This window comes from Vibrio sp. 10N.247.311.13 (assembly GCF_041467595.1).
GTDB classification, from domain to species: domain Bacteria; phylum Pseudomonadota; class Gammaproteobacteria; order Enterobacterales; family Vibrionaceae; genus Vibrio; species Vibrio crassostreae_C.
The window spans coordinates 159164-181130 of sequence record NZ_JBFSUX010000001.1; the positions used below are offsets into that span (position 1 = coordinate 159164).

General features: G+C 45.7%; 15 protein-coding genes. 11 read left to right on the forward strand and 4 right to left on the reverse strand.

The window, feature by feature from the left end; all coding sequences use genetic code 11:
• Window positions 1-15: 15 nt before the first annotated feature.
• From AB6E52_RS00710 to erpA, 3 genes are all read right to left on the reverse strand, one after another.
• Window positions 16-3105 carry an efflux RND transporter permease subunit gene (locus tag AB6E52_RS00710; protein WP_102319900.1) on the reverse strand — a complete coding sequence of 1030 codons (3090 nt, stop codon included), beginning with the start codon at window positions 3103-3105 and terminating at the stop codon, window positions 16-18.
• A 10-nt stretch (window positions 3106-3115) separates the two neighbouring features.
• Window positions 3116-4240 (reverse strand): efflux RND transporter periplasmic adaptor subunit, encoded by a 1125-nt coding sequence (locus tag AB6E52_RS00715; protein ID WP_102319899.1) that lies wholly within the window; start codon window positions 4238-4240, stop codon window positions 3116-3118.
• A 271-nt stretch (window positions 4241-4511) separates the two neighbouring features.
• Window positions 4512-4853 (reverse strand): iron-sulfur cluster insertion protein ErpA, encoded by a 342-nt coding sequence (gene erpA / locus AB6E52_RS00720; protein WP_004734539.1) that lies wholly within the window; start codon window positions 4851-4853, stop codon window positions 4512-4514.
• Between the two features lie 296 nt (window positions 4854-5149).
• Here erpA and hemL point away from each other — a divergent pair, with 296 nt between their 5' ends.
• On the forward strand, window positions 5150-6445 hold the full coding sequence (gene hemL, locus AB6E52_RS00725; RefSeq protein ID WP_010436060.1) for a glutamate-1-semialdehyde 2,1-aminomutase: 1296 nt from the start codon (window positions 5150-5152) through the stop codon (window positions 6443-6445).
• Window positions 6446-6585: 140 nt separating this feature from the next.
• Here hemL and AB6E52_RS00730 read toward each other — a convergent pair whose 3' ends face one another.
• On the reverse strand, window positions 6586-6711 hold the full coding sequence (locus AB6E52_RS00730) for a hypothetical protein (RefSeq protein WP_004734537.1): 126 nt from the start codon (window positions 6709-6711) through the stop codon (window positions 6586-6588).
• A gap of 76 nt (window positions 6712-6787) precedes the next feature.
• Here AB6E52_RS00730 and AB6E52_RS00735 point away from each other — a divergent pair, with 76 nt between their 5' ends.
• From AB6E52_RS00735 to AB6E52_RS00780, 10 genes are all read left to right on the forward strand, one after another.
• The gene (locus AB6E52_RS00735) at window positions 6788-7873 is read left to right on the forward strand and encodes an AI-2E family transporter (RefSeq protein WP_017059406.1); all 1086 of its coding nucleotides are present in this window, start codon (window positions 6788-6790) and stop codon (window positions 7871-7873) included.
• A gap of 110 nt (window positions 7874-7983) precedes the next feature.
• The gene (gene rsmC, locus AB6E52_RS00740) at window positions 7984-9006 is read left to right on the forward strand and encodes a 16S rRNA (guanine(1207)-N(2))-methyltransferase RsmC (protein ID WP_102319898.1); all 1023 of its coding nucleotides are present in this window, start codon (window positions 7984-7986) and stop codon (window positions 9004-9006) included.
• A gap of 216 nt (window positions 9007-9222) precedes the next feature.
• Window positions 9223-12612, forward strand: a complete 3390-nt coding sequence (locus AB6E52_RS00745; protein ID WP_017059408.1) for a response regulator — start codon at window positions 9223-9225, stop codon at window positions 12610-12612.
• A 711-nt stretch (window positions 12613-13323) separates the two neighbouring features.
• Window positions 13324-15006 (forward strand): ABC transporter substrate-binding protein, encoded by a 1683-nt coding sequence (locus tag AB6E52_RS00750; RefSeq protein ID WP_009847561.1) that lies wholly within the window; start codon window positions 13324-13326, stop codon window positions 15004-15006.
• Window positions 15007-15175: 169 nt separating this feature from the next.
• Window positions 15176-16162 (forward strand): ABC transporter permease, encoded by a 987-nt coding sequence (locus tag AB6E52_RS00755; protein WP_017059409.1) that lies wholly within the window; start codon window positions 15176-15178, stop codon window positions 16160-16162.
• Window positions 16163-16164: 2 nt separating this feature from the next.
• A complete protein-coding gene (locus AB6E52_RS00760) occupies window positions 16165-17190 on the forward strand; it encodes an ABC transporter permease (RefSeq protein ID WP_017056648.1) in 1026 nt (341 codons plus the stop codon).
• Between the two features lie 2 nt (window positions 17191-17192).
• Window positions 17193-18176 carry an ABC transporter ATP-binding protein gene (locus tag AB6E52_RS00765; RefSeq protein WP_017059410.1) on the forward strand — a complete coding sequence of 328 codons (984 nt, stop codon included), beginning with the start codon at window positions 17193-17195 and terminating at the stop codon, window positions 18174-18176.
• 87 nt (window positions 18177-18263) lie between these two features.
• The gene (locus AB6E52_RS00770; protein ID WP_017059411.1) at window positions 18264-19259 is read left to right on the forward strand and encodes an ABC transporter ATP-binding protein; all 996 of its coding nucleotides are present in this window, start codon (window positions 18264-18266) and stop codon (window positions 19257-19259) included.
• Between the two features lie 98 nt (window positions 19260-19357).
• Window positions 19358-21079 carry a glycoside hydrolase family 9 protein gene (locus AB6E52_RS00775; protein WP_102319897.1) on the forward strand — a complete coding sequence of 574 codons (1722 nt, stop codon included), beginning with the start codon at window positions 19358-19360 and terminating at the stop codon, window positions 21077-21079.
• A 2-nt stretch (window positions 21080-21081) separates the two neighbouring features.
• Complete coding sequence (locus AB6E52_RS00780) at window positions 21082-21966, forward strand: N-acetylglucosamine kinase (protein ID WP_017066804.1); 885 nt, start codon at window positions 21082-21084, stop codon at window positions 21964-21966.
• The last annotated feature ends 1 nt before the right edge of the window (window position 21967 follow it).

Genomic DNA, 21967 nt, shown 5'->3' on the forward strand with positions numbered 1-21967 from the left:
GAACCACTACATCTACTATTTTTCAGGCTTCTTGTCTCGGCCTAGCATTAACAGACATGGTGTCAGTACCAAGGTTAGTACTGTCGCAAAAGCTAAGCCCCCCGCAATTGCCGTAGCGAGTTGTGACCACCACTGCGTACTCGGAGCGCCGAATTCTATCTTTTGATTAATCAAATCGATGTTCATCTCTAACACCATCGGCATCAAGCCTAAAATGGTGGTGACCGTAGTCAGCATTACAGGTCTTAAACGTTGAACACCGGTTCTTAGAATCGCATCTCGCTTGTCCAAGCCTCTTTTGATGAGCTGATTATAAGTATCAATCAACACGATGTTGTTGTTCACGACTATGCCGGCGAGCGCTATTACCCCAATTCCCGACATCACAATGCCAAACGGACGTTGGAAGATCAGTAAGCCAACGAACACGCCAACGGTCGAAAACAATACAGCACTCAGAATCAAAAACGCTTGATAGAAGCTATTGAACTGAGTAATCAGAATCAAAGCCATTACCGCCAAAGCAACCAAGAAAGCACTTTGTAAAAAGGCTGACGAGTTTTCTTGTTCTTCGTTTTGACCACGGATGCGAAATTCCACGCTACTCGGCAGCCCTAGCTCACTCAATGCTTGTTCGATCTTTGGTAGTTCGAGAGCAAGGTTATACCCTTCTTCCATATCCGCCATGATGTTCACCACACGCTTGCCATCAAGGCGTTTAATGGTGTCTTGCTTATGGTCGGGAACGATCTGAGCGAAATTAGTAATAGGTACTAAACCTGCTGGCGTTTTCACCCTAAGCTGGTCGAAGCGCCCGATATCACGCTTATCATTAGGGTAGCGCACCAAGATATCGACCTCTTCTGAAGAGTCATCGGGCAGATAATCACCAATCTTGAGACCATTAGTCACGAATTGAACGGTATTACCCACTAAGGTCGCATCAGCTGCAAAGCGCGCAGCATCGTCGCGGCGAATATCCACCTTCCAATCGATGCCATCTTTACTCGCAGTATCGCTGATATTGGTCAGTGCTTTATTTCCATCAGCCCAACCTCTCACAATTTTTGCAGCCTGATTGAGCTGCTCTGGAGTTCTTGCCGACAGCTCAATCACTAAGTCATTTTCAACCGGAGGCCCAGCATCAGGGAACTTATATTCAATCTCAACACCAGCGTATTGATCGGTTTGTACCTTCAACTCATCAATAATCGCCTTAACGCTGCGTCGATATTGCCAGTCAACAGGCGTAATTGAGATCAAACCAATCTGGTCGTCACCACCAGTACGCGTGTAAACGGTATCGAACTCATCATGATTGAGCATCATCAGTTCAATATCACGCATGATGTCATCCTTTTCTTGGATAGACAGATCCCCATGCGAGCGAACTTTGACATTAAAGAATGGCGGATCAACTTCTGGGAAGAACTCTGCACCTAGACCCGCTTTTGAATAAGTAAAACCAACTGCAACCGCGAGCAGTGCCGCACTGAACAAAATCTTAAAGGGGTGTTTAATCGCTAAAGAAAGCGTGTGGTAGTAAGCCTTGGTTAAACCAGTAGCCTGTGAAAAGTCACCATTATGCAGTGCGACCATTCGAGCTTGGCTTTTAGACGATACGTATTGAGGTTTGCCAATCAAACCGCCCAGCACGGGCACAAACAACAACGCCATGATCAATGAGGCAGTTAAAGTCGCGATCAGAGTTAGTGGTAAGAACTTCATAAATTCGCCCGTCACATCAGGCCAAAACAGTAACGGAGCAAATGCGGCTAAGGTTGTGGCAGTCGATGCGGTTATCGGCCACGCCATCCGTTTCGCTGCATCTCGGTAAGCGGCTTTGCGCCCTTCACCCTCTTGCATTCGCCTGTCTGCAAATTCGGTCACCACAATCGCACCGTCTACTAGCATCCCCACCGCCATAATCAGAGAGAACAGCACTACGATGTTGACGGTTAAGCCAAACACCGAAAGAACCAATAACCCGGTTAGGAATGAGCCTGGAATGGAAATACCCACTAACAAAGCGGTACGCACACCAAGAATCGCGATGATAACGATCACCACCAGAATAATGGCGGATAAGATATTGTTTTGCAGATCATTAAGCATGATCTTCACATCTTTAGATTCATCCCAGGTGTATTTGACCAACAGGTTATTTGGCCATTCCGCTTGCTGCTGAGCACCAGCCATTACCGCTTTGACTAGCTCAACGGTTTCGATGATGTTCTCACCTGCACGCTTCTTGATATCCAACACCACCGCAGATTTGCCATCTAAACGAGCAAAACTTTCAGGATCTCGAAACGCTCGACGAACCGTAGCGACATCGCCAAAAGTGACCACCTGCTTGCCATCCACTTTAATAGGCAACTCAAGCACGTCTTTTAAGGAGTTAAATACCGAAGGGACTTTGACAGAAAAACGTCCGTAGCCAGTATCAACAAAACCTGCGGCCACCACTCGATTGTTCAGAGCGATCAGATTATAGATGTCCGCTTGATCTAGGCTGTAACTCTCCATCAACAGCGGATCGACAATGATCTCGACGATGTCATCGCGATCGCCCGCAATATCGACTTCAAGGATCTGACGATAACTTTCGAGCTTATCCCCAAGTTCTCGAGCAATTTGCACTATGGTGCGCTCAGGCACGGTACCAAACAGAACCACAGACAACACAGGCTGCTCAGAAGCGAGGGTAACTTCATTTACAGTCGGCTCATCGCTATCTTCTGGCAATTTGGGCTTAGCCAGATCAACAGCGTCACGAACATCAGCCATCGCTTTAGTAAGATCGACGCCAACATTAAACTCTAACACCACAGAGGCATGCCCTTCTGCTGCGGTTGCTGTCATCTCTTTTACGCCTTCAATCGACCTCAGCTCTTGCTCAATAGGTCGAACCAATAAACGTTCTGCATCCGTTGGCGAGATCCCTTGGTGCCCGACCGAAACATAGATAATTGGGATGGTAATGTCTGGGCTCGATTCCTTAGGTATCGTGATATAGGTGACGACACCGGCTACAAGGATTAACGCTAAAAGGGAGAGCATTGTTCGAGCACGAGACAAGGCTGCATCAATAATTGAATACATCGGTTATCTCCTACTCTGCGGTTACGTTAGAGAGTTCAGCGACTTGCTCAACAGCAATCACCGAATCACCATCACGCACAAACCCTTGGCCTACTGTGATGATATCGACGCGTTGACCTAGCCCCGTGAGCCACACTCCATCTTGTTCGGCCTTTACTAGCTGAATGCCTACAAACTTCACCGTTGGTGAGTCATCGACTGAAACCAAGGTTTTGACCCCTAGGTTACCCGCCTCATCCAATGCTAGCATCGCCGGTGTTATCTTTATTGCATCTCTTGTTTCTAGGTTGAGTTTAACTTCGGCACTGACACCTGCTGGTAATAGGCCTTTAGAGTTATCGATTTCTATCTCGATTGGGAAGGTATTAGTAGCAACAGAAGAGATACGAGAAACATAGCGTAAACGGCCTTCCGCTTCTTCTCGCCCTAACAAACGAACCAAAGCAGATTGATTGACTAGCAAATGTTGGATATGACGCTCACTGACATCCGCCTCAATAACCAAAGGATCGAGGTCAATCACGCCAGCAACAGGATCGCCAACACTAACGAAATCACCGAGCTCCACCATCAAATCTTGAACCACACCCGAAAAAGGCGAAGTAATCACAGTATTCTTTAAAGCCAACTCCGCATTGCGCATCATGGCTTTTGCTTCTGTTAATGAAGCCTCAGCTGTGGTGTAGGCGATTTCACCTTGCAGTCCTCTTTTCTTCAGTGACTGCGCCGCTTTGAACTCTTTCTGCTTCAAGCGATATAACGCAGATGCTCGCTCTAGTTGAATCTCTAAATCACCCTTATCTATCTGGGCAATGGCTTGTCCTGCTTTAACCATATCCCCCTTAACAACATTCAATCTGACAATCTTACCCGCGACTTCTGCACCTAGACGAGCATGCCTATCGGGCGCCGTTCTTCCATAGAGATCAATCGTTTTAAAGGTCGGTGATGAGGTGAAGGTTTGAAAGGAAACCTTAGCCAGCGGAATTTCTGTTGCCTTTTTTTCAGGTGACTCTTCTGCTTGCCCTACGCCGAAACCAAGCCAGATCGACAACAACACGACTAGAGTCAGAGAAACCAGCCACGGCTGCTTCAATTTCTGAAAAAGTGGTGAGTTAGAAAATAGAGTGGGCATAACAAATCCTTTTGTCCGATGTCATTCAGGCGCGCTAGTTGGCTTAATAGCGTGATGTGCAACTTCCTTATGCACAAAGGTAACCTTAACAGACCAATCCTCAACGAAGTTGGACGCTATCGACAGTTTAAAAAATATGCCGTGTACTAAAAATGAGAGGAATGCTTTGAAAAGTAATAAGTTACTAAGTAAAAACAAAAACGCCGAACATAAGTTCGGCGTTTGAAATGTATCTAATACAGCTTTGAGCTCAAGCTATTTTCAACTCATGCTATACGCTGAATGATGCGCCACAACCACATGTTGTTGTAGCGTTCGGGTTGTTCACAAAGAAGCGTGCGCCTTCTAGGCCTTCAGTGTAATCAACCATGCCGCCCATTAGGTATTGTAGGCTCATTGGATCAACAACTAGCGTTACACCGCTGTTTACAATTGTAGTGTCGCCATCATTTACTTTTTCATCAAATGTGAAGCCGTATTGGAAACCGCTACAACCACCACCTGTAATGTATACACGCAGTTTTAGTTCTGGGTTTTCTTCTTCAGCAATTAGCGTTTGTACGCGGGTAGCTGCTGCATCAGAAAAAGACAATGGGATATTTACTTCGCTCACGACAACCTCTCTTACCTGTGTCAAAAACAACATGATACAAATCTAATTCGAGACCATAGTTGTTGAGTATTTTCTTATATTCCGGTGATTATCTAATACCTGACTGAAACGTTCAAGTATTCACCACAGGATCGGTCCTTTTACTGCTGTAAACTCGCCAATATCTAACAATTAAAACGTGTAACCACACAAAACAACCAGATTCGGGTGATTATCTGGGCGAAAGCATTCCTAGTTGGATTAGGGATAGGTACAATGCGTGCCAATTGGTCCGACAGTCAAAAGAGGATATATCAATGACCAAATCAGCAGAGCTGTACGAAAAAGCACAGCAAACCATTCCTGGTGGCGTAAACTCTCCAGTTCGTGCATTCAATGGCGTAGGTGGTTCTCCAATCTTCGTTGAACGCGCTGATGGCCCACTTATTTTTGATGCTGATGGTAAAGCGTATATCGATTACGTTGGCTCTTGGGGTCCAATGATCCTTGGTCACAACCACGCGGTTATTCGTGACGCAGTTATTGCAGCAGCTCAACGCGGCCTTAGCTTCGGTGCTCCAACCGAAACTGAAATCAAAATGGCTGAACTGGTATCTGAGATGGTTCCATCAATGGAACAGCTACGTATGGTGAGCTCAGGTACAGAAGCAACAATGAGCGCGATTCGTCTAGCTCGTGGCTTCACTGGTCGTGACAAAATTCTTAAGTTTGAAGGCTGCTACCACGGCCACGCAGACAGCCTACTTGTAAAAGCTGGTTCTGGCGCACTGACTTTAGGTCAACCAAGCTCTCCAGGCGTACCGGCTGATTTTGCGAAACTAACGCTAACAGCAACCTTCAACAATCTAGATTCAGTACGCGAAATCTTCGCAGCAAACAAAGGCGAGATCGCTTGTATCATCGTTGAGCCAGTAGCGGGTAACATGAACTGTATCCCTCCTGTAGAAGGCTTCCACGAAGGTCTACGTGAAATCTGTGATCAAGAAGGTGCATTGCTAATCTTTGATGAAGTAATGACAGGTTTCCGCGTTGCTGAAGGTTGTGCTCAGGCTTACTACAACATCAAGCCAGACCTAACGTGTCTTGGTAAAGTGATTGGCGGCGGCATGCCTGTCGGTGCTTTCGGTGGTCGTAAAGACGTGATGCAATACATCGCACCAACTGGCCCTGTTTACCAAGCGGGTACGCTTTCAGGTAACCCTGTTGCAATGGCTGCTGGCTACGCATGTTTGAACCTTCTACGAGAAGAAGGCAACGAAAAGCGTCTAGCTTCAAAAACTAAGCAGTTGGCAAAAGGCTTCAAGCAACTTGCTGACAAGCACGGCATCCCGATGCTAGTTCATCAAGTTGGCGGTATGTTTGGTTTCTTCTTCACAGATCAAGAAACTGTGACGTGCTACGAAGATGTAACTAAGTGTGATGTAGAACGCTTCAAGCGCTTCTTCCACCTAATGTTAGATCACGGTGTTTACCTTGCACCTTCAGCATTCGAAGCAAGCTTTACTTCTCTTGCTCATGGTTCAAAAGAACTTGATGCAACACTAGAAGCTGCTGACCGCTCTCTTGCGATCATTGCTGCTGAAAGCAAATAATCGAAAGCACTTTATAAGTCGCTAACCGATTGAATTTAGGGCTGCATTAAATGCAGCCCTTTTTTATATATCGCGCTCACCAGCCACAAATATGACAGCTTATTTAGCCGTCGACTAAGGCTAAAGCTGAACCAAAAGCATTAACGTTCCCAGAAAAGGAAAACCAACAACATCAAGGTACCAAGGAACATTCTGAACCAAGGGATCTCTTTTTTTGTTTGCTGTTCTTCGTCTTGGCATTTCTTATCTTTATTACAGCATCCCATTATCAAAACTCCTCATTGCTAACTCTCTGTTTTGCAGCCATTATAAACTCAGAACGCAAATATAGAGACCATTACCGTGTCAGAAAAACTCAAAATCAATTCCAGCCACTGGGTGATCATCATTGCCCTACTCGCGGCGGCTTATGCTTGTTACTTGCTTATCGAGCCATACGTTAACTCTATCGTGATGGCCTTTATCATTTCACTATTGATGTTCCCAATCCATGAGTGGCTTGAAAAAAAGCTCCCGAATAAAGAAAACATCGTCTCTCTGCTGTCTTGTATCATACTGACCTTCATTATTGTTATCCCTTTATTGGCAGTATTCGCAGCAATTGTTCAGCAAGGTTCTCTGTTCTCTCAGAATACTTACCAATGGGTGACCCACGGTGGCATTCAGACTCTGTTTGCTCATCCGTTAGTGGTCAAAGCGCTGTCATTTGTGAATAACTACCTGCCTTTCGACAACATTGAGCCCCAAGCCATCGCACAAAAAGTCGGTGAGTTTGCGACCAGCTTTGGTTCTAAGCTAGTTGGTATCAGTGCGAAAATCTTAGGTGACGCAACCAATTTCTTGATGGATTTCTTCTTGATGCTGTTCGTTTTGTTCTTCTTATTAAGAGATCATGACAAAATCATCAGTGTGGTTCGTCATATTCTGCCGCTGTCTCGTAGCCAAGAAGACAAACTTCTAACAGAGATAGAACAAGTATCTAAATCAGCAGTAATGGGCTCATTCTTAACCGCAATCGCGCAAGGTTTTGCCGGCGGTTTAGGTATGTGGATTGCCGGTTTCCCAGGTCTATTCTGGGGTACTATGATGGGCTTTGCCTCTTTCATCCCAGTTGTGGGTACCGCATTAATCTGGATTCCAGCAGCAACCTACTTGTTCCTAACTGGTGATACAACGTGGGCGATTTTCCTAACGGTTTACTGTGTAGCGATTGTTGGTTCAATTGATAACCTTCTGCGTCCGCTGCTAATGCAAGGCAGTGCAGGCATGAATACCCTGATGATCTTCTTCTCACTATTGGGTGGTATTCAACTGTTTGGCCTAATTGGTCTTATCTACGGACCATTGATTTTTGCGATTACCATTGTCCTATTCAACATCTACGATGAAGAGTTTAAGGACTTTTTAAACCAGCAAGACAAGAGTTAACGAACTTGACGTCAACTTGATTGGCGAACCCGTATTAAACACTTCAAGCTTTGGGCGGATTATGCGAAAATCCGCCCTCATTTTTTGCTAACGATTCAACAGAGTGTCCTATGTCAGCTTATATTGCACCAAGCCAGATTGCTCAACGCCAACTCGCCTACTTTGAAGGCAAACATGTTTTAGTTGCCGGTGAGGCAGAAGACTTGTTCCCTGTTGAGTTAGCGAAGCATTGTGAATCTGTCTCTGTGTTTACTTCTAATTACAGCTACTACCGTCAATTAGAAGGCTACAACACCATCCAACGTTTTTATGGTGCGGAGTTTACCGAAGAGACCAAAGCCGACTTAGTGATGTTGTACTGGCCAAAAGCCAAAGCGGAAGCGGAATTTTTGTTGGCGATGCTATTTGCCAAGCTAGGCAAAGATACCGAGATCGTCGTGGCTGGTGAAAACCGTTCAGGCGTGAAAAGCATCGAGAAGATGTTTGCTCCTTACGGCAAAGTTGTTAAATACGATTCAGCGCGTCGTTGCTCTTTCTACTGGGGTCAATGCTTCGAGCAACCACAAGCGTTCAACCTGCAAGACTGGTTTAAGACCTACACGGTTAACATTGGTGAGCAATCACTTACGGTAAAAAGCCTTCCTGGCGTCTTCAGTCACGGTCAATTCGATGTCGGTAGCCAACTTCTGTTGGATACTCTGCCAAAACTAAAAGGCAAGGTACTGGATTTTGGCTGTGGTGCAGGCGTATTGGGCGCGGTGATGGCATCTCGTAACCCAGATATCGAGCTAGAAATGTGCGACATCAGTGCATTTGCCGTGGCATCAAGCCAAGCAACGCTAGAAGCGAATGGTTTAACGGGTAAAGTATTCGCTTCAGATGTCTATTCTGATACCGCACAAGACTATCAGTTCATCATCAGTAACCCACCATTCCATTCAGGTTTAGACACTAGTTACAGCGCGACTGAGACCTTGCTTGCTCAGGCTCCTAAGCATTTGAAGCGTTCTGGTGAGATGATTATTGTTGCGAATAGTTTCTTAAAATACATTCCAATTATTGAACAAGCGTTTGGAAAATGCGCGACTCTAAATAAGACCACTAAATTCGCGATCTATCACGCAAACAAATAACCTCTCTAGCACAGCGCAGGGTCATTATCTGCGCTGTCTGTTCATATTTTTGTCAAAACTCTATAAAAATGAGCTTTTGCACACGCTTTAAATACCACTTACTTGTCAAAGTAAAAAAACTCGTTAATTTCGTTAAATTGGAACCCGTTAATTCTATTCTCTGTACTTGTTTTCGCCCCTTTTAGCAGTACATCAAAGGAAAGTAGTACCCAATTTATGTTTAGATTCTATCGTAAGCAGAAGTTTAAGCGCCTTCAAAATACCCTAATGCTGGCATTTCTTGTCCTCAGTATTACCCCTGTGACACTTATCGCGATATTTTTCCTCCAATCGCACAGTCAGGATCTCCAGGAACAAAGCACCTCACACCTTGTTTCGGTTCGTGATACTAAGCAGCAGCAAATTGTCGATTACCTACAAGCTCAAGAATCCCAAGTGATGGGCTTTGTTCGCTCAGAATTGGCCAATGCCAGTGGCGGGCGATTTTATGGTTTGATCAATGCATTTCAACGATTGGGGTTAGATATTGACGAGGCACGCAGTAATGCACAGCAGCGCTATATTCAAGGCTCTGGCGATCAAATCAAAACGTCGATCCTCCCTGAATCCAGCAGCTTTATTGGCAGCGAGCGTTATCGCCTGCTCCACAAGCGCTACCATAATGCTTACCTAGAACTGCTTAAACGCTCTGATTTTGACGATATTCTCTTAGTTGATATCAACGGTAACGTCGCTTATTCCGTCTTTAAAAATGACGATTACGGCACCAATCTGCTGACAGGAAAATACAAGGACTCCAACCTAGGTATTACCTTTCAACGACTAGCCAAAGACGTAACCGACCGACGCAAATCTAACGAAGATTACACGCCGGTTATCGTTTCTGACTTTAAAGACGAGAATGGCAAACAGACCGCATGGCTAGGCGCACCTATCGTTCAACAAGGCTACCTACACAGTTACGCGATGTTTAGGCTACCAATCAACGGCATTACTAAGTTGATTGCGGATCTCAACAAGAGTTCGAATATTCAAACGCTGCTTGTAGGTGATGATCACCTACCGCGTAGCCTTGCTCATTCACAAGAATCTATCAACTTGAGCCTAGATGTTGTCGATAAAGCATTGGCTGGCGAAACAGCGGTTGGCACCTTCGACAACACCCTAGATCAAGCGATCATCGCGGCATATACGCCAATTGAGCTGAAATACGCAACATGGGCTCTTGTCGTAGAGCTGCCAGAGAAAGAGGCGTTTGCCCGTATTCATCAGTTAGAAAAGATCTTCGTGATCGTGATGCTAACGGCGATCATTCTGGTAGTCGTTGCATCGCACTATCTGTCTAACTTCATCACATCCCCACTGCTTAAACTGACGTGGGCTGCCGAAAAAGTATCGGCGGGTGATCTCGATGAAACCATGATCAATACCGAGCGCAAAGATGAGATAGGCCGACTCGCGGTGAGCTTCGAAAGAATGCAGCGATCTATTCGTGAAAAAATGCAGCTCATCAAAAGCCAAAACGATGAGCTTGAGGACAACCTTAAGACCATTCAAAAGCAAAACGAAGAGTTACAACTGGCCAATAAACTCAAAGATGAGTTCTTAGCGACTACTTCACATGAATTGAGAACACCACTGCATGGCATGGTGGGTATCGCTGAAGCGTTGATATCTGGAGCTAACGGCCCTATTCCTGCTAATCAGAAATATCAGTTGGATATCATCATCAATAGCGGTCAGAGATTGGCGACCTTGGTTGATGATCTGCTTGATTATCACAAGATGCGCTATGGCAGCTTAGATATTAAGAAATCAGCCGTTGATTTGTCGGCAGCCACCAGCTTGGTCCTAGAGTTGTCTCATCACCTATTGGGCAATAAGCCAATCCGTATTATTAACCAAGTCCCAAGTGATTTAGGTCTGGTTTCATCGGATCCTCAACGACTTGAGCAAGTGATGTATAACTTGGTCGGCAATGCCATCAAGTACACCTCAGAAGGTAAAATTGTTATCTCTGCCAGCGTTATCGATGACAACATTCGTGTGCAAGTTGTCGATACTGGCCAAGGTATACCGGCCGAGTACCTTGAGCACATCTTTGAGCCATTGATTCAAGCAGGCCAAGATGCGAGTAACTACCGCCAAGGTGCAGGGCTTGGACTATCGATCAGCCGTCAGTTGATCGAGCTAATGGGCGGTTCACTGTACGTAAGTAGCCAACCAATGCTTGGCACTACGTTTAGCTTTACCCTGCCCCTAGCGACTCAAGGTGAGCTGGACAGTTACAACGAATCCGGTCATTACTCGCACTTCCAAGCGCCTGATTTAATTGATAACAGCCAACAAGAAAACAGTGTTATCAGTGAAAACCCAGATGGCCCGTTATTGGTTATCGCCGATGATGAGCCGGTTAACCTGCGAGTATTAGACAGCTTCTTGAAGTTAGAAGGTTATCGAGTACGTACTGCATGTGATGGCCCTGAAACCATTGAACTGATTGAAAAAGAGAAGCCAGAGCTGCTTCTACTCGACATCATGATGCCAGGAATGAGCGGCTATCAGGTTTGTGAAGCACTGAGAAAGCAATACGATCATGCTCAGTTGCCAATCATCATGCTAACGGCACTCAACCAAGCAGAAGACCGTGTTCGAGGTTTCGAAGCGGGTGCCAATGACTACTTGTCTAAACCGTTCAACAAACAAGAACTGGCGGCTCGAATTACAGCACATCTATCAGCAAGCAAAGCTGAACAGAGACGCCTTGAAAACGATCAACTGCAACTCGAACTCAAACATAGAGCGATGGTTGAAGCTAACTTGTTAGAAACTCAAGGCCGCTTATTAGAGCAGCTAGAATCGGCACCTGAAGCCATCATCTGTATTCGCGATGACCAACGCATTCGTTTTGCTAACGAAGCCGCGGCGAAGCTATTCAGACGCGGACAGGAGCAACTCAAACGCTCAATGGCTGACGAGATCATTGCACCTAAATACCTTAAGGTAGAACAAGCCCACTACTGCGGTGATATTGATATCTATATAGACGATACACGTCAGCGCATACCAAGTGACATCCTTAAGCTGCCTGAAGGCTCAGGGCTCGACACCATGTATATCTTTAATGTAGGTGGTGGTGTTAACTCAAACCGAATCAATAACCTTGAAACGGCGGTTGAGGCTCTCTCTAGTTATGCCTTTGAAGGCGACAAAGATAAGTTACAGCAGCTGAAAGAGCTTGGCGGAGAATTTACTCGTCTTGCTGACAAGGCAACCGGTGAAGGTAAAAACAAGCAAGAGTTAATGCGTGAGGTACTGGTCGATGCGATGACGAATGCCATCATCTACTGGGAATCGGTGACTGGTGAAACCAAGTTTGCTTTCGCCGAGAAGAGTGGCTTGTGGCGCGTCTACTTAGACCGCAGTACGCTGCAAACTCGAACGCTAGACAAATACCTACGCGTAGAAACCCTACCGAAAACGCCTCGCTGGCGAACGGTACTGAGCTCAATCGAATTCATTCTGGAACACTGCAAAGAACAGACACCAGAAAGAACCCACATTGAGATGCTAAGAGATAAACTGCAGAAACTACTGACCAGTTAAACCCTGAACCAACATCACGATACTTTGAATAATGGAGCCCACCTAGCGTGGGCTTTTTTGTACGCCTAATAATCACAAAAAGTAGAATCCCAACGCTTGCAACGCACTTTTTTTACGCCTTTAAACAAGGGGAAATTCACGCTAATTACTCACAGTGCGTGCTGGTAACCGTCAGTACTTTTCGTTCTATTCTCAATCATATCTGACCGTTATCTGACTCTTTGTTGCAGTTTGAGAAGCGAGTCACAACAGAACGGCAGATTTAATTTTCTAGGGAAATTTAACGTAAAACTGGCAAGTGACCGAGATCTACAATTATACCAACTTAGGGTAAAGCATTATAATAAAAAGCCTTTAAAGTTAGTGAATACTTACAACCTGCAAGAACCTCAAAACCAAATGCGAGTCACATCACTTTAACAATTGCGTACAAAAAACCACCAAAGCAACCTATTTTGACGTTAATGACGTGGGGTTGTGTGTTTTTAACGTTTTTGACGGGAAACGAGTTTGATTAATTCATCGATAAGGTGTTTTCTTACTCCTGCCAAAGGCCTACAGGCCACTCTTACCACTTCTCAGAATCAACGATGAATCTGGAGCAACGAAGAAGAGGTAGGCCTTTAACCAGAGTGTGTATCTACTAAACAATTTAGCGACAGATAACATTCAATCCATTAGTGAAATGAAAGCAAATAGTAAGGAACAGCTATGCTTGCCAATATAAAAAAAACAGCAATAGCAACAGCAATTATTGCAACTGCTACAACAGGTTTTGCATCAGTAGCAACCGCTGCAGAACGCAGTGAACTGACCGTTCACCCGAAAGAGTACACTACATTCGTACGTAACTTTAACCCGTACCTTGGTGCTACTAACCTACATACTACAACTGACTTCATGTATGAGCCGCTAGTAGTATTTAACGAAATGCACGGTAACACTCCAGTGTTCCGTCTAGCTGAAAACTTCAAGATGTCAGATGATCTGATGAGCGTTGTTTTCGACATTCGTAAGGGTGTTAAATGGTCAGACGGAGAAACTTTCTCTGCTGATGATGTTGTTTTTTCTTTCAACCTTGTAAAAGAGAAGCCAGAGCTTGACCAATCTGGTATCAACTCTTGGGTAACTTCTGTAGAAAAACTGAACGACAACCAAGTTAAGTTCACACTAACAGAAGCAAACTCAAACGTACCTTACGAGATTGCTAAAGTACCTGTAGTACCTAAGCACATCTGGAAAGACGTTAAAGATCCATCAACGTTTACCAATGAGAACCCGGTAGGTTCTGGTCCATTTACAGAAATCGATACGTTTACAGCGCAGCTATACATCCAGTGTGCAAACCCGAACTACTGGGATGCAGACAACCTAGATGTTGACTGTCTACGTGTTCCACAAATTGCGAACAACGACCAATTCCTAGGTAAAGTTGTAAACAGTGAAATGGACTGGACGTCTTCTTTCGTTCCAGATATCGATCGTACATACGCAGCAGCTAGCCCTAAACACCACTACTGGTACCCGCCAGCAGGTACACAGGCATTCATCGTTAACTTCAAGCACCCAGATGCTGCGAAGCATGAAGCATTGAGCAACGTTGAATTCCGTCGTGCTTTCTCTATGGCTCTTGACCGTCAAACTATCATCGACATCGCATTCTACGGTGGCGGTACTGTAAACGATTTCGCATCGGGTCTTGGCTACGCGTTTGAAGCTTGGTCTGATGAAAAAACTCATGACAAGTACAAAGGCTTCAACACTTACAACGCTGAAGGCGCGAAGAAGCTTCTTGCTGACGCTGGCTTCAAAGATGTAAACAAAGATGGTTTTGTTGACACTCCATCAGGCAAGTCTTTCGAACTAATGATTCAATCGCCAAACGGCTGGACTGACTTCAACAACACAGTTCAACTAGCGGTAGAACAGCTAAACGAAATCGGTATTAAAGCAAAAGCTCGTACACCTGACTTCTCTGTTTACAACCAAGCAATGCTTGAAGGTACATACGACGTAGCATACACAAACTACTTCCACGGTGCGGATCCATACACGTACTGGAACAGTGCTTACAACTCATCACTACAATCTGGTGATGGTATGCCTCGTTTCGCAATGCACTTCTACAAAAACGACAAGCTAGATGGTCTTCTAAACAGCTTCTACAAAACAGCTGATAAGAACGAGCAGCTAGACATTGCACACGGTATCCAGCAAATCATCGCTGCAGACCAAGTGACAATCCCTGTGATGTCTGGTGCTTACATGTACCAATACAACACAACTCGCTTCACTGGTTGGTGGAACGAAGAAAATCCAAAAGGCCGTCCAAACATTTGGGCTGGTATTCCAGAGCGTCTACTTCATGTACTGGACCTAAAACCAGTTAAATAAGTAATCGTTCAATCCTTGCGGCGTAACCTCTTACGCCGCTTATAAAAATCCCCACACTCTCAATTGAAAGTATGGCGCTAGTCGTCAGGGGATTTTTCGTTCCAAATTTCGCTAGGAGCGACCTGAATCCAGAAACAGGGAAACAATCTGGGTGAGTAAGGTGTGAGTTATGGGTTATTTTTTAAGACGTTTGTCATTTTATTTTGTCGCGCTATTAGTTGCTGCGACGTTAAACTTTATTATTCCAAGAGCAATGCCTGGTGACCCAGTTACCATGATGTTTGCGAACGCTTCTGTACAAGTTACTCCAGAGCGTATTGCTGCAATGAAAGAACTATTAGGCTTCGTTGATGGTGGCTACTTAGTTCAATACGTGGCGTACATGAAGAACATTCTTAGCTGGGAACTTGGTACATCAATTCAATTCTACCCACTTTCTGTAAACACACTGTTGGGTGGAGCATTCGGTTGGTCGCTTTTCTTAGCCGGCACCGCAGTTATTCTTTCTTTCTCGATTGGTTCAATCCTAGGTATTTTCGCAGCGTGGAAACGCGGCAGTAAGTACGATGCCTTCGTAACGCCAGGGATGCTGATTCTACAAGCCGTTCCTCAAGTTGTTATCGCGATGATTGCACTATTTACCTTTGCAATTGGCTTGAAGTGGTTCCCAACAGGGTATGCCTACACCGCTGGTACTATACCTGATTGGACAAGCTGGGCATTCATTAAAGATGTCGCTTACCACGCCTTCTTACCACTGTTCTGTGCTTCTGTTGTTCAAATTGGTGGCTTCCTAGTAAACATGCGTAACAACATGATCAACCTATTAGCCGAAGACTACATCACCATGGCGAAAGGCAAAGGCCTGAGCGAAAACCGAGTGGTATTCAACTACGCAGCTCGTAACGCGATGCTACCTAGTGTGACAGCCCTGTCAATGTCGCTAGGTATGGCAATCGGCGGTCAGTTAATTATCGAAATCATCTTTAACTACCCAGGTCTTGGCAGCGTACTTTTCAACGCAATTAACGCTCGTGACTACCAAGTACTGCAAGGTCAGCTGCTTATCATGACGCTATTCATGCTGTTCTTTAACCTAGTTGCAGACATGCTTTACGTTGTTCTTGACCCTCGTCTTCGTAAGGGTGGTAAATAATCATGAAAGACTTTTTAAAACTCATTTGGCGTAACCCGATGGCCCTAACAGGCGTCATCATCCTAAGTATTTTTATTCTTGGCGCGATTGCAGCTCCATTAATCACCAAACATGTACCAGACAAGCGTACAGGTAACCCACACGAATATCCTGGTTTCGTGGTGAAGTCTGCACAAACTAACCCTGATGGCTGGGTTGCTCAAAATCTAGCAGACGACCGTCGTACATTGATCATGTCTAAAAAGGCAGACCACGTACTAGGTACAACTCGTATGGGTCGTGACGTTTGGTCTCAAGTGGTATACGGCGCACGCGTATCTCTTGCTGTAGGTTTTGGTGCGGGTCTAACCGTATGTTTACTCGCAACTGTTATTGGTGTTTCTGCAGGTTACTTCGGTGGCCGTGTCGATGACGTTCTAACAGCCGCAATGAACATCATGCTGGTAATCCCTCAATACCCATTACTGTTCGTAGTAGCAGCCTTTATCGGTGAGGCAGGGCCACTCACCATAACCTTGGTTATCGGCTTTATGTCTTGGGCTTGGGGTGCCCGTGTTGTTCGCTCCCAAACCTTAGCACTGCGTGAAAAAGAGTTTGTAAAAGCCGCTGAAGTTTTGGGTGAATCTTCATTCCGCATCATCTTCGTAGAGATTCTGCCAAACCTTATCTCTATCGTTGGCGCAAGCTTCATCGGTTCGGTGATGTACGCAATCATGATGGAAGCAACCATCTCGTTCCTAGGTCTTGGTGACCCGAACACAATCAGCTGGGGCATCATGCTTTACAACGTTCAAACCTCTTCATCAATGCTGATTGGCGCTTGGTGGGAACTGCTGGCTCCTTGTATCGCACTGACACTACTTGTAACTGGCCTTGCTCTACTTAACTTCGCGGTCGATGAAATTGCTAACCCGCAACTGCGTTCTCACAAAGGCATGAAGCGTTGGAAGAAACTAGCAGCTCAAGACAAAGAAGAACGTGAACCAGAACTACCACCACAAAATGCACTTTGGAGCGGAGATAAATAATCATGTCTGAACCACTAATTTCTATCCGCAACTTATGCGTGGATTACATCACAGAGTCTGGCGATGTTCGTGCGTGTAACAACGTAAGTTTCGACATCGCTCCAGGTGAAGTCTTCGGCCTAGCTGGTGAATCTGGCTGTGGTAAATCAACGGTCGCTTTCTCTCTTATGCGTCTTCATAAGCCGCCCGCTTACATCAGTGGTGGTGAGGTTATCTTCAACGGTGAGAACATCCTTGAATACAGTGATGACCGTATGCAGTCGTTCCGTTGGAGTGAGATGTCGATGGTATTCCAGAGCGCGATGAACGCACTCAACCCAGTACTACCGATGGAAGAGCAGTTCTGTGACGTAATCATGCGTCACACCAACATGACTCGCGAGCAAGCTAAGCAGCGTGCTGAAGGTCTACTTGAAATCGTCGATATTCACCCGAGCCGATTGAGTGACTATCCTCACCAATTCTCTGGCGGCATGCGTCAGCGCTTGGTTATTGCTATCGCGTTAGCACTGAATCCAAAGCTGATCATTATGGATGAGCCGACAACCGCACTTGATGTGGTTGTGCAACGCGAAATCCTACAAAAGATCTATGCACTAAAAGAAGAATTTGGCTTCTCAATTCTGTTCATCACCCATGACTTGTCATTGATGGTCGAGTTCTCTGACCGCATCGGCATCATGTACTCAGGTGAGCTAATCGAAGTGGCTAACTCTCAAGATATTCTAGAAAACCCTTACCACCCTTACACCAAAGGGCTGGGAAATTCTTTCCCTCCACTGACAGGGCCAAAGACAAAGTTAGCAGGTATTCCGGGTAACCCTCTGAACCTGTTAGAGATCCCTGAAGGGTGTCGTTTCCAAGCTCGTTGTGACCGTGTACATGAAAAGTGTACCAAGGTGCCAACCAAGCTGCGTTCTATCGACCCGGGACATTTGTCTAACTGCCACCTGTACGGTGACCCAATAGTACAAAGGAAGCTATAGCTTGCACGCTGACTCAGCGTGAATAACGAACAAGGCGGCTCGACCGCCTAAAAACAAGCAAAGCGAATAAGGATTCTGGAGACAATTATGAGCAAAGATTTCGGTCAATTATTGGTAGAAGGCAAGAATGTCGTAAAAGACTTCCCAATAAGCAGTACCACCATTCAAACCCCAATGATGCGTGCGATTAACGACGTGTCATTCAAGATGTACAAAAGCCGTGGCCTAGCAGTGGTTGGTGAGTCTGGTTCAGGCAAATCAACAACCGCAAAAATGATCGCAAAAATGTACGCACCTTCAGGCGGCACGATCGAATACAAAGGTCGTGATATCCAAGAGATCTCAAGCAGAAAAGATCTTATGCACTACCGTGAAGGCGTGCAGATGGTATGGCAAGACCCGTTTGGTTCATTGAACCCAACGCACAATATCTTCCACCACATTGCTCGACCACTGTTGATCCACAAGAAAGTATCTCCGGGCAACAAGAAAGAGCTAGAAGAACGTGTTTACGATCTTTTAGAGCAAGTGGGCCTGATCCCACCAAAAGAGACGGCGAAGAAGTACCCTCACCAACTGTCTGGCGGCCAACGTCAACGTGTCAACCTAGCCCGCAACATCGCGGTAGGTGCCGAAGTTGTACTAGCCGATGAGCCAACTTCAATGCTTGATGTATCGATTCGTGCCGGTGTTTTGAACCTGATGGAAGAGATGAAGTTCGAGAAGCAAATGTCTCTGCTTTACATCACTCACGATATCGCAACCGCTCGTTACATCGCTGAAGACCTTTCGGTGATGTACGTGGGACACATGGTGGAATGGGGCGATACCGATGACGTGATTGCTAATCCTCAGCACCCATACACCCAATTGCTTGTTTCGGCCGTTCCAGATCCTAAGAAGTCGATCCACGAGCAACTTGCAGGCAACAAAGGTGAGATTCCTCTGTGGACACCAGTATCAGCAGGCTGCCCATTTGCAGGCAGATGTACTCACGCAATGGATAAGTGCAAAGAGCAGCTACCAGGGGTTACGCAGCTCGCTGATAACCACTTTGTGCGCTGTTACCTACACGAAAGCTAAGTAATAAAACCCAAGTTAGGGTCTTCGGACCCTAACTATTTATATCCAAAACATTCAAGTACCTAGCCAATAGAAACTAGGACTGTCGGAGAATATTGATGCTGTTATTGACCAACCATATTGGCTATGAGTCCACAGGCCCGAAGCAAGCTATCCTACAAACTAAGAAAGCTCGCCTATCAAGCACTACGGCTCTACTCGTCTGTGCTGACAACCATATGACTGTCGGAAATTTTGATGTGGTTAAACAAGGCCGCGTAGCAAATTGGCATCAAGGGCAATTCTTCACTATTGATTTCAGTTCAGTCACTGAATCTGGTCGCTACTACCTACGTTTTGACAACCTGCGTTCAGAAGTATTTGAGATTGGTAGCAACCTATTAATGAACCACACGTTTTCTGATGTGCTTCATTACTTTAAGTCACAACGCTGTGGCGGTATTTTCGACAAAAAAGATCGACAAGCACAAATTCTAGGTACCGACCGATACGTCGATGTCCACGGTGGATGGTATGACGCATCAGGTGATGTCAGTAAGTATTTTAGCCACCTGTCTTATGGTAACTACCTAAACCCACAACAAATTCCGATGGTCGTTTGGAACATGCTAAAAAGCGTACGCTTGACTGGCCATAACCCAGACTTCCCGAAATTCTCCATGATTCGTCTAACGGAAGAGGCTCTGTTCGGTGCCGACTTCTTAGTGCGTATGCAAGACGCTGACGGATACTTCTATATGACGGTATTCGACAAATGGAGCAAAGATATCAACCAACGCGATATCTGCGCTTATGCGACTCAAGAAGGTCATAAATCAACGGACTTACAAGCGGGCTACCGACAAGGTGCAGGTGTTGCTATCGCAGCATTAGCCGCAGCTTCTGAGCTTGAAATCTCTGGCAGCTACTCGAGCCACACATACCTTGAAATGGCGGTTAAGGGTTACTGGCATCTAAAAGAGTACAACCTCCAGTATCTAAACGATGGTGAAGAGAACATCATCGATGAGTATTGCGCCCTACTCGCAGCCAATGAGCTGTATCGCGTAACACAAGACCAGCAATACCTATCAGAAGCAAGAACTTGGGCGACTCGTTTAATCTCTCGTCAGCAATCCGATGATTCATTTGAGCACTTCTGGTCGGCAAACTCTGATGGCTCTCGTCCATACTTTCACGCAGCTGAAGCCGGTCTTCCTGTGATTGCACTATGTGAATACATCGACAATGAAACCGATGCTGAATTAAAAGAACAGGCGCGCACAGTTGTTGAACAAGCTTGTCAGTTCGAAATCAACATCACCGACAAAGTCACCAACCCATTTGGCTATCCAAGACAATACGTTAAATCTGTCGATGGTGATAAACGTGATGCCTTCTTCGTCGCTCAACAGAACGAAACCGGTTACTGGTGGCAAGGCGAGAACGCACGCCTTGGCTCACTCGCAACCATGGCTTACCTAGTTCAACCGCACATTAAAGATAGCGAACTTCAAGAGCGCTTAATCCAGCTTTCACAAAATAGCCTTGATTGGATCTTGGGCCTCAACCCATACCACATGTGCATGCTCGATGGTCATGGCCATAACAACCCAGACTACCTACCTCAGCTTGGGTTCTTCAATGCGAAAGGCGGTATCTGTAATGGCATCACAGCTGGTTTTGAAGATGAACAAGACATTGCGTTCAATCCACCAGCACAAAAAGATGACATGCTTCAAAACTGGCGCTGGGGTGAGCAATGGATCCCTCATGGTGCGTGGTTCTTATTAGCAACCGCTGCACAGTTCAACTTCTTAGCTCAGCGTAAGGAGCAATAATAATGACTCTTTACTACGTCGGTATTGATGGTGGTGGTACTTCTTGTCGTGCTCGTATTCGTGACGCTCAAGGCAAACTGATTGGTGAAGCGAAAAGTGGCAGTGGCAACATCCTTTTGGGTGTTGATGTTGCGATGAGCTCAATTATTGATGCCATCACAAAAGCGGCACAACAAGGGCAACTCAACTCAGACCATTTTTCAAATATGCATGTTGGCCTAGCGCTGGCTGGCGCTGAGCAAAAATCAGCATGGTTCGACTTCATGGCTCAACCACACCCTTTCGCAAGCATGACACTAAATACCGACGCTTATGGCGCTTGCATTGGTGCTCACAATGGCCAAGACGGCGCAATCATGATCGGTGGTACGGGTTCTTGCGGTATCTTCCTAAAAGACGGTGAGCAATATGTGGTTGGCGGTCGTGAATTTCCGATTTCAGATCAAGGCGGCGGCGCAGTCATGGGCTTACGTTTGATTCAACAAGTCTTGCTTGCAGAAGACGGTATTCGCAACAAAACCCCGCTGACTCTACATGTGATGAATCACTTTAATAATGATGTGGATGCCATTGTCGAATGGTCAAAAGGTGCTATTCCAAAGGATTACGGTCAATTCTCACCAGTTATTTTTCAACTCGCTAACGAAGGTGACGAACTGGCTATCGATATGCTCAAGCAAACCGCGGCTGATATCGAAATGTTTGTCTTAGCACTGCATCGAAAAGGCGCTGACAAGGTGTGCTTAATGGGAAGTATCGCTGAGCGTATTCTCAACTGGCTATCACCACCAGTACAACAATGGATCGTTAAACCTCAATTCGACGCTATTGAAGGCGCATTGATGTTTGCCGGAAAACCACAACACAACTTGTATCAACAGGCTTAGC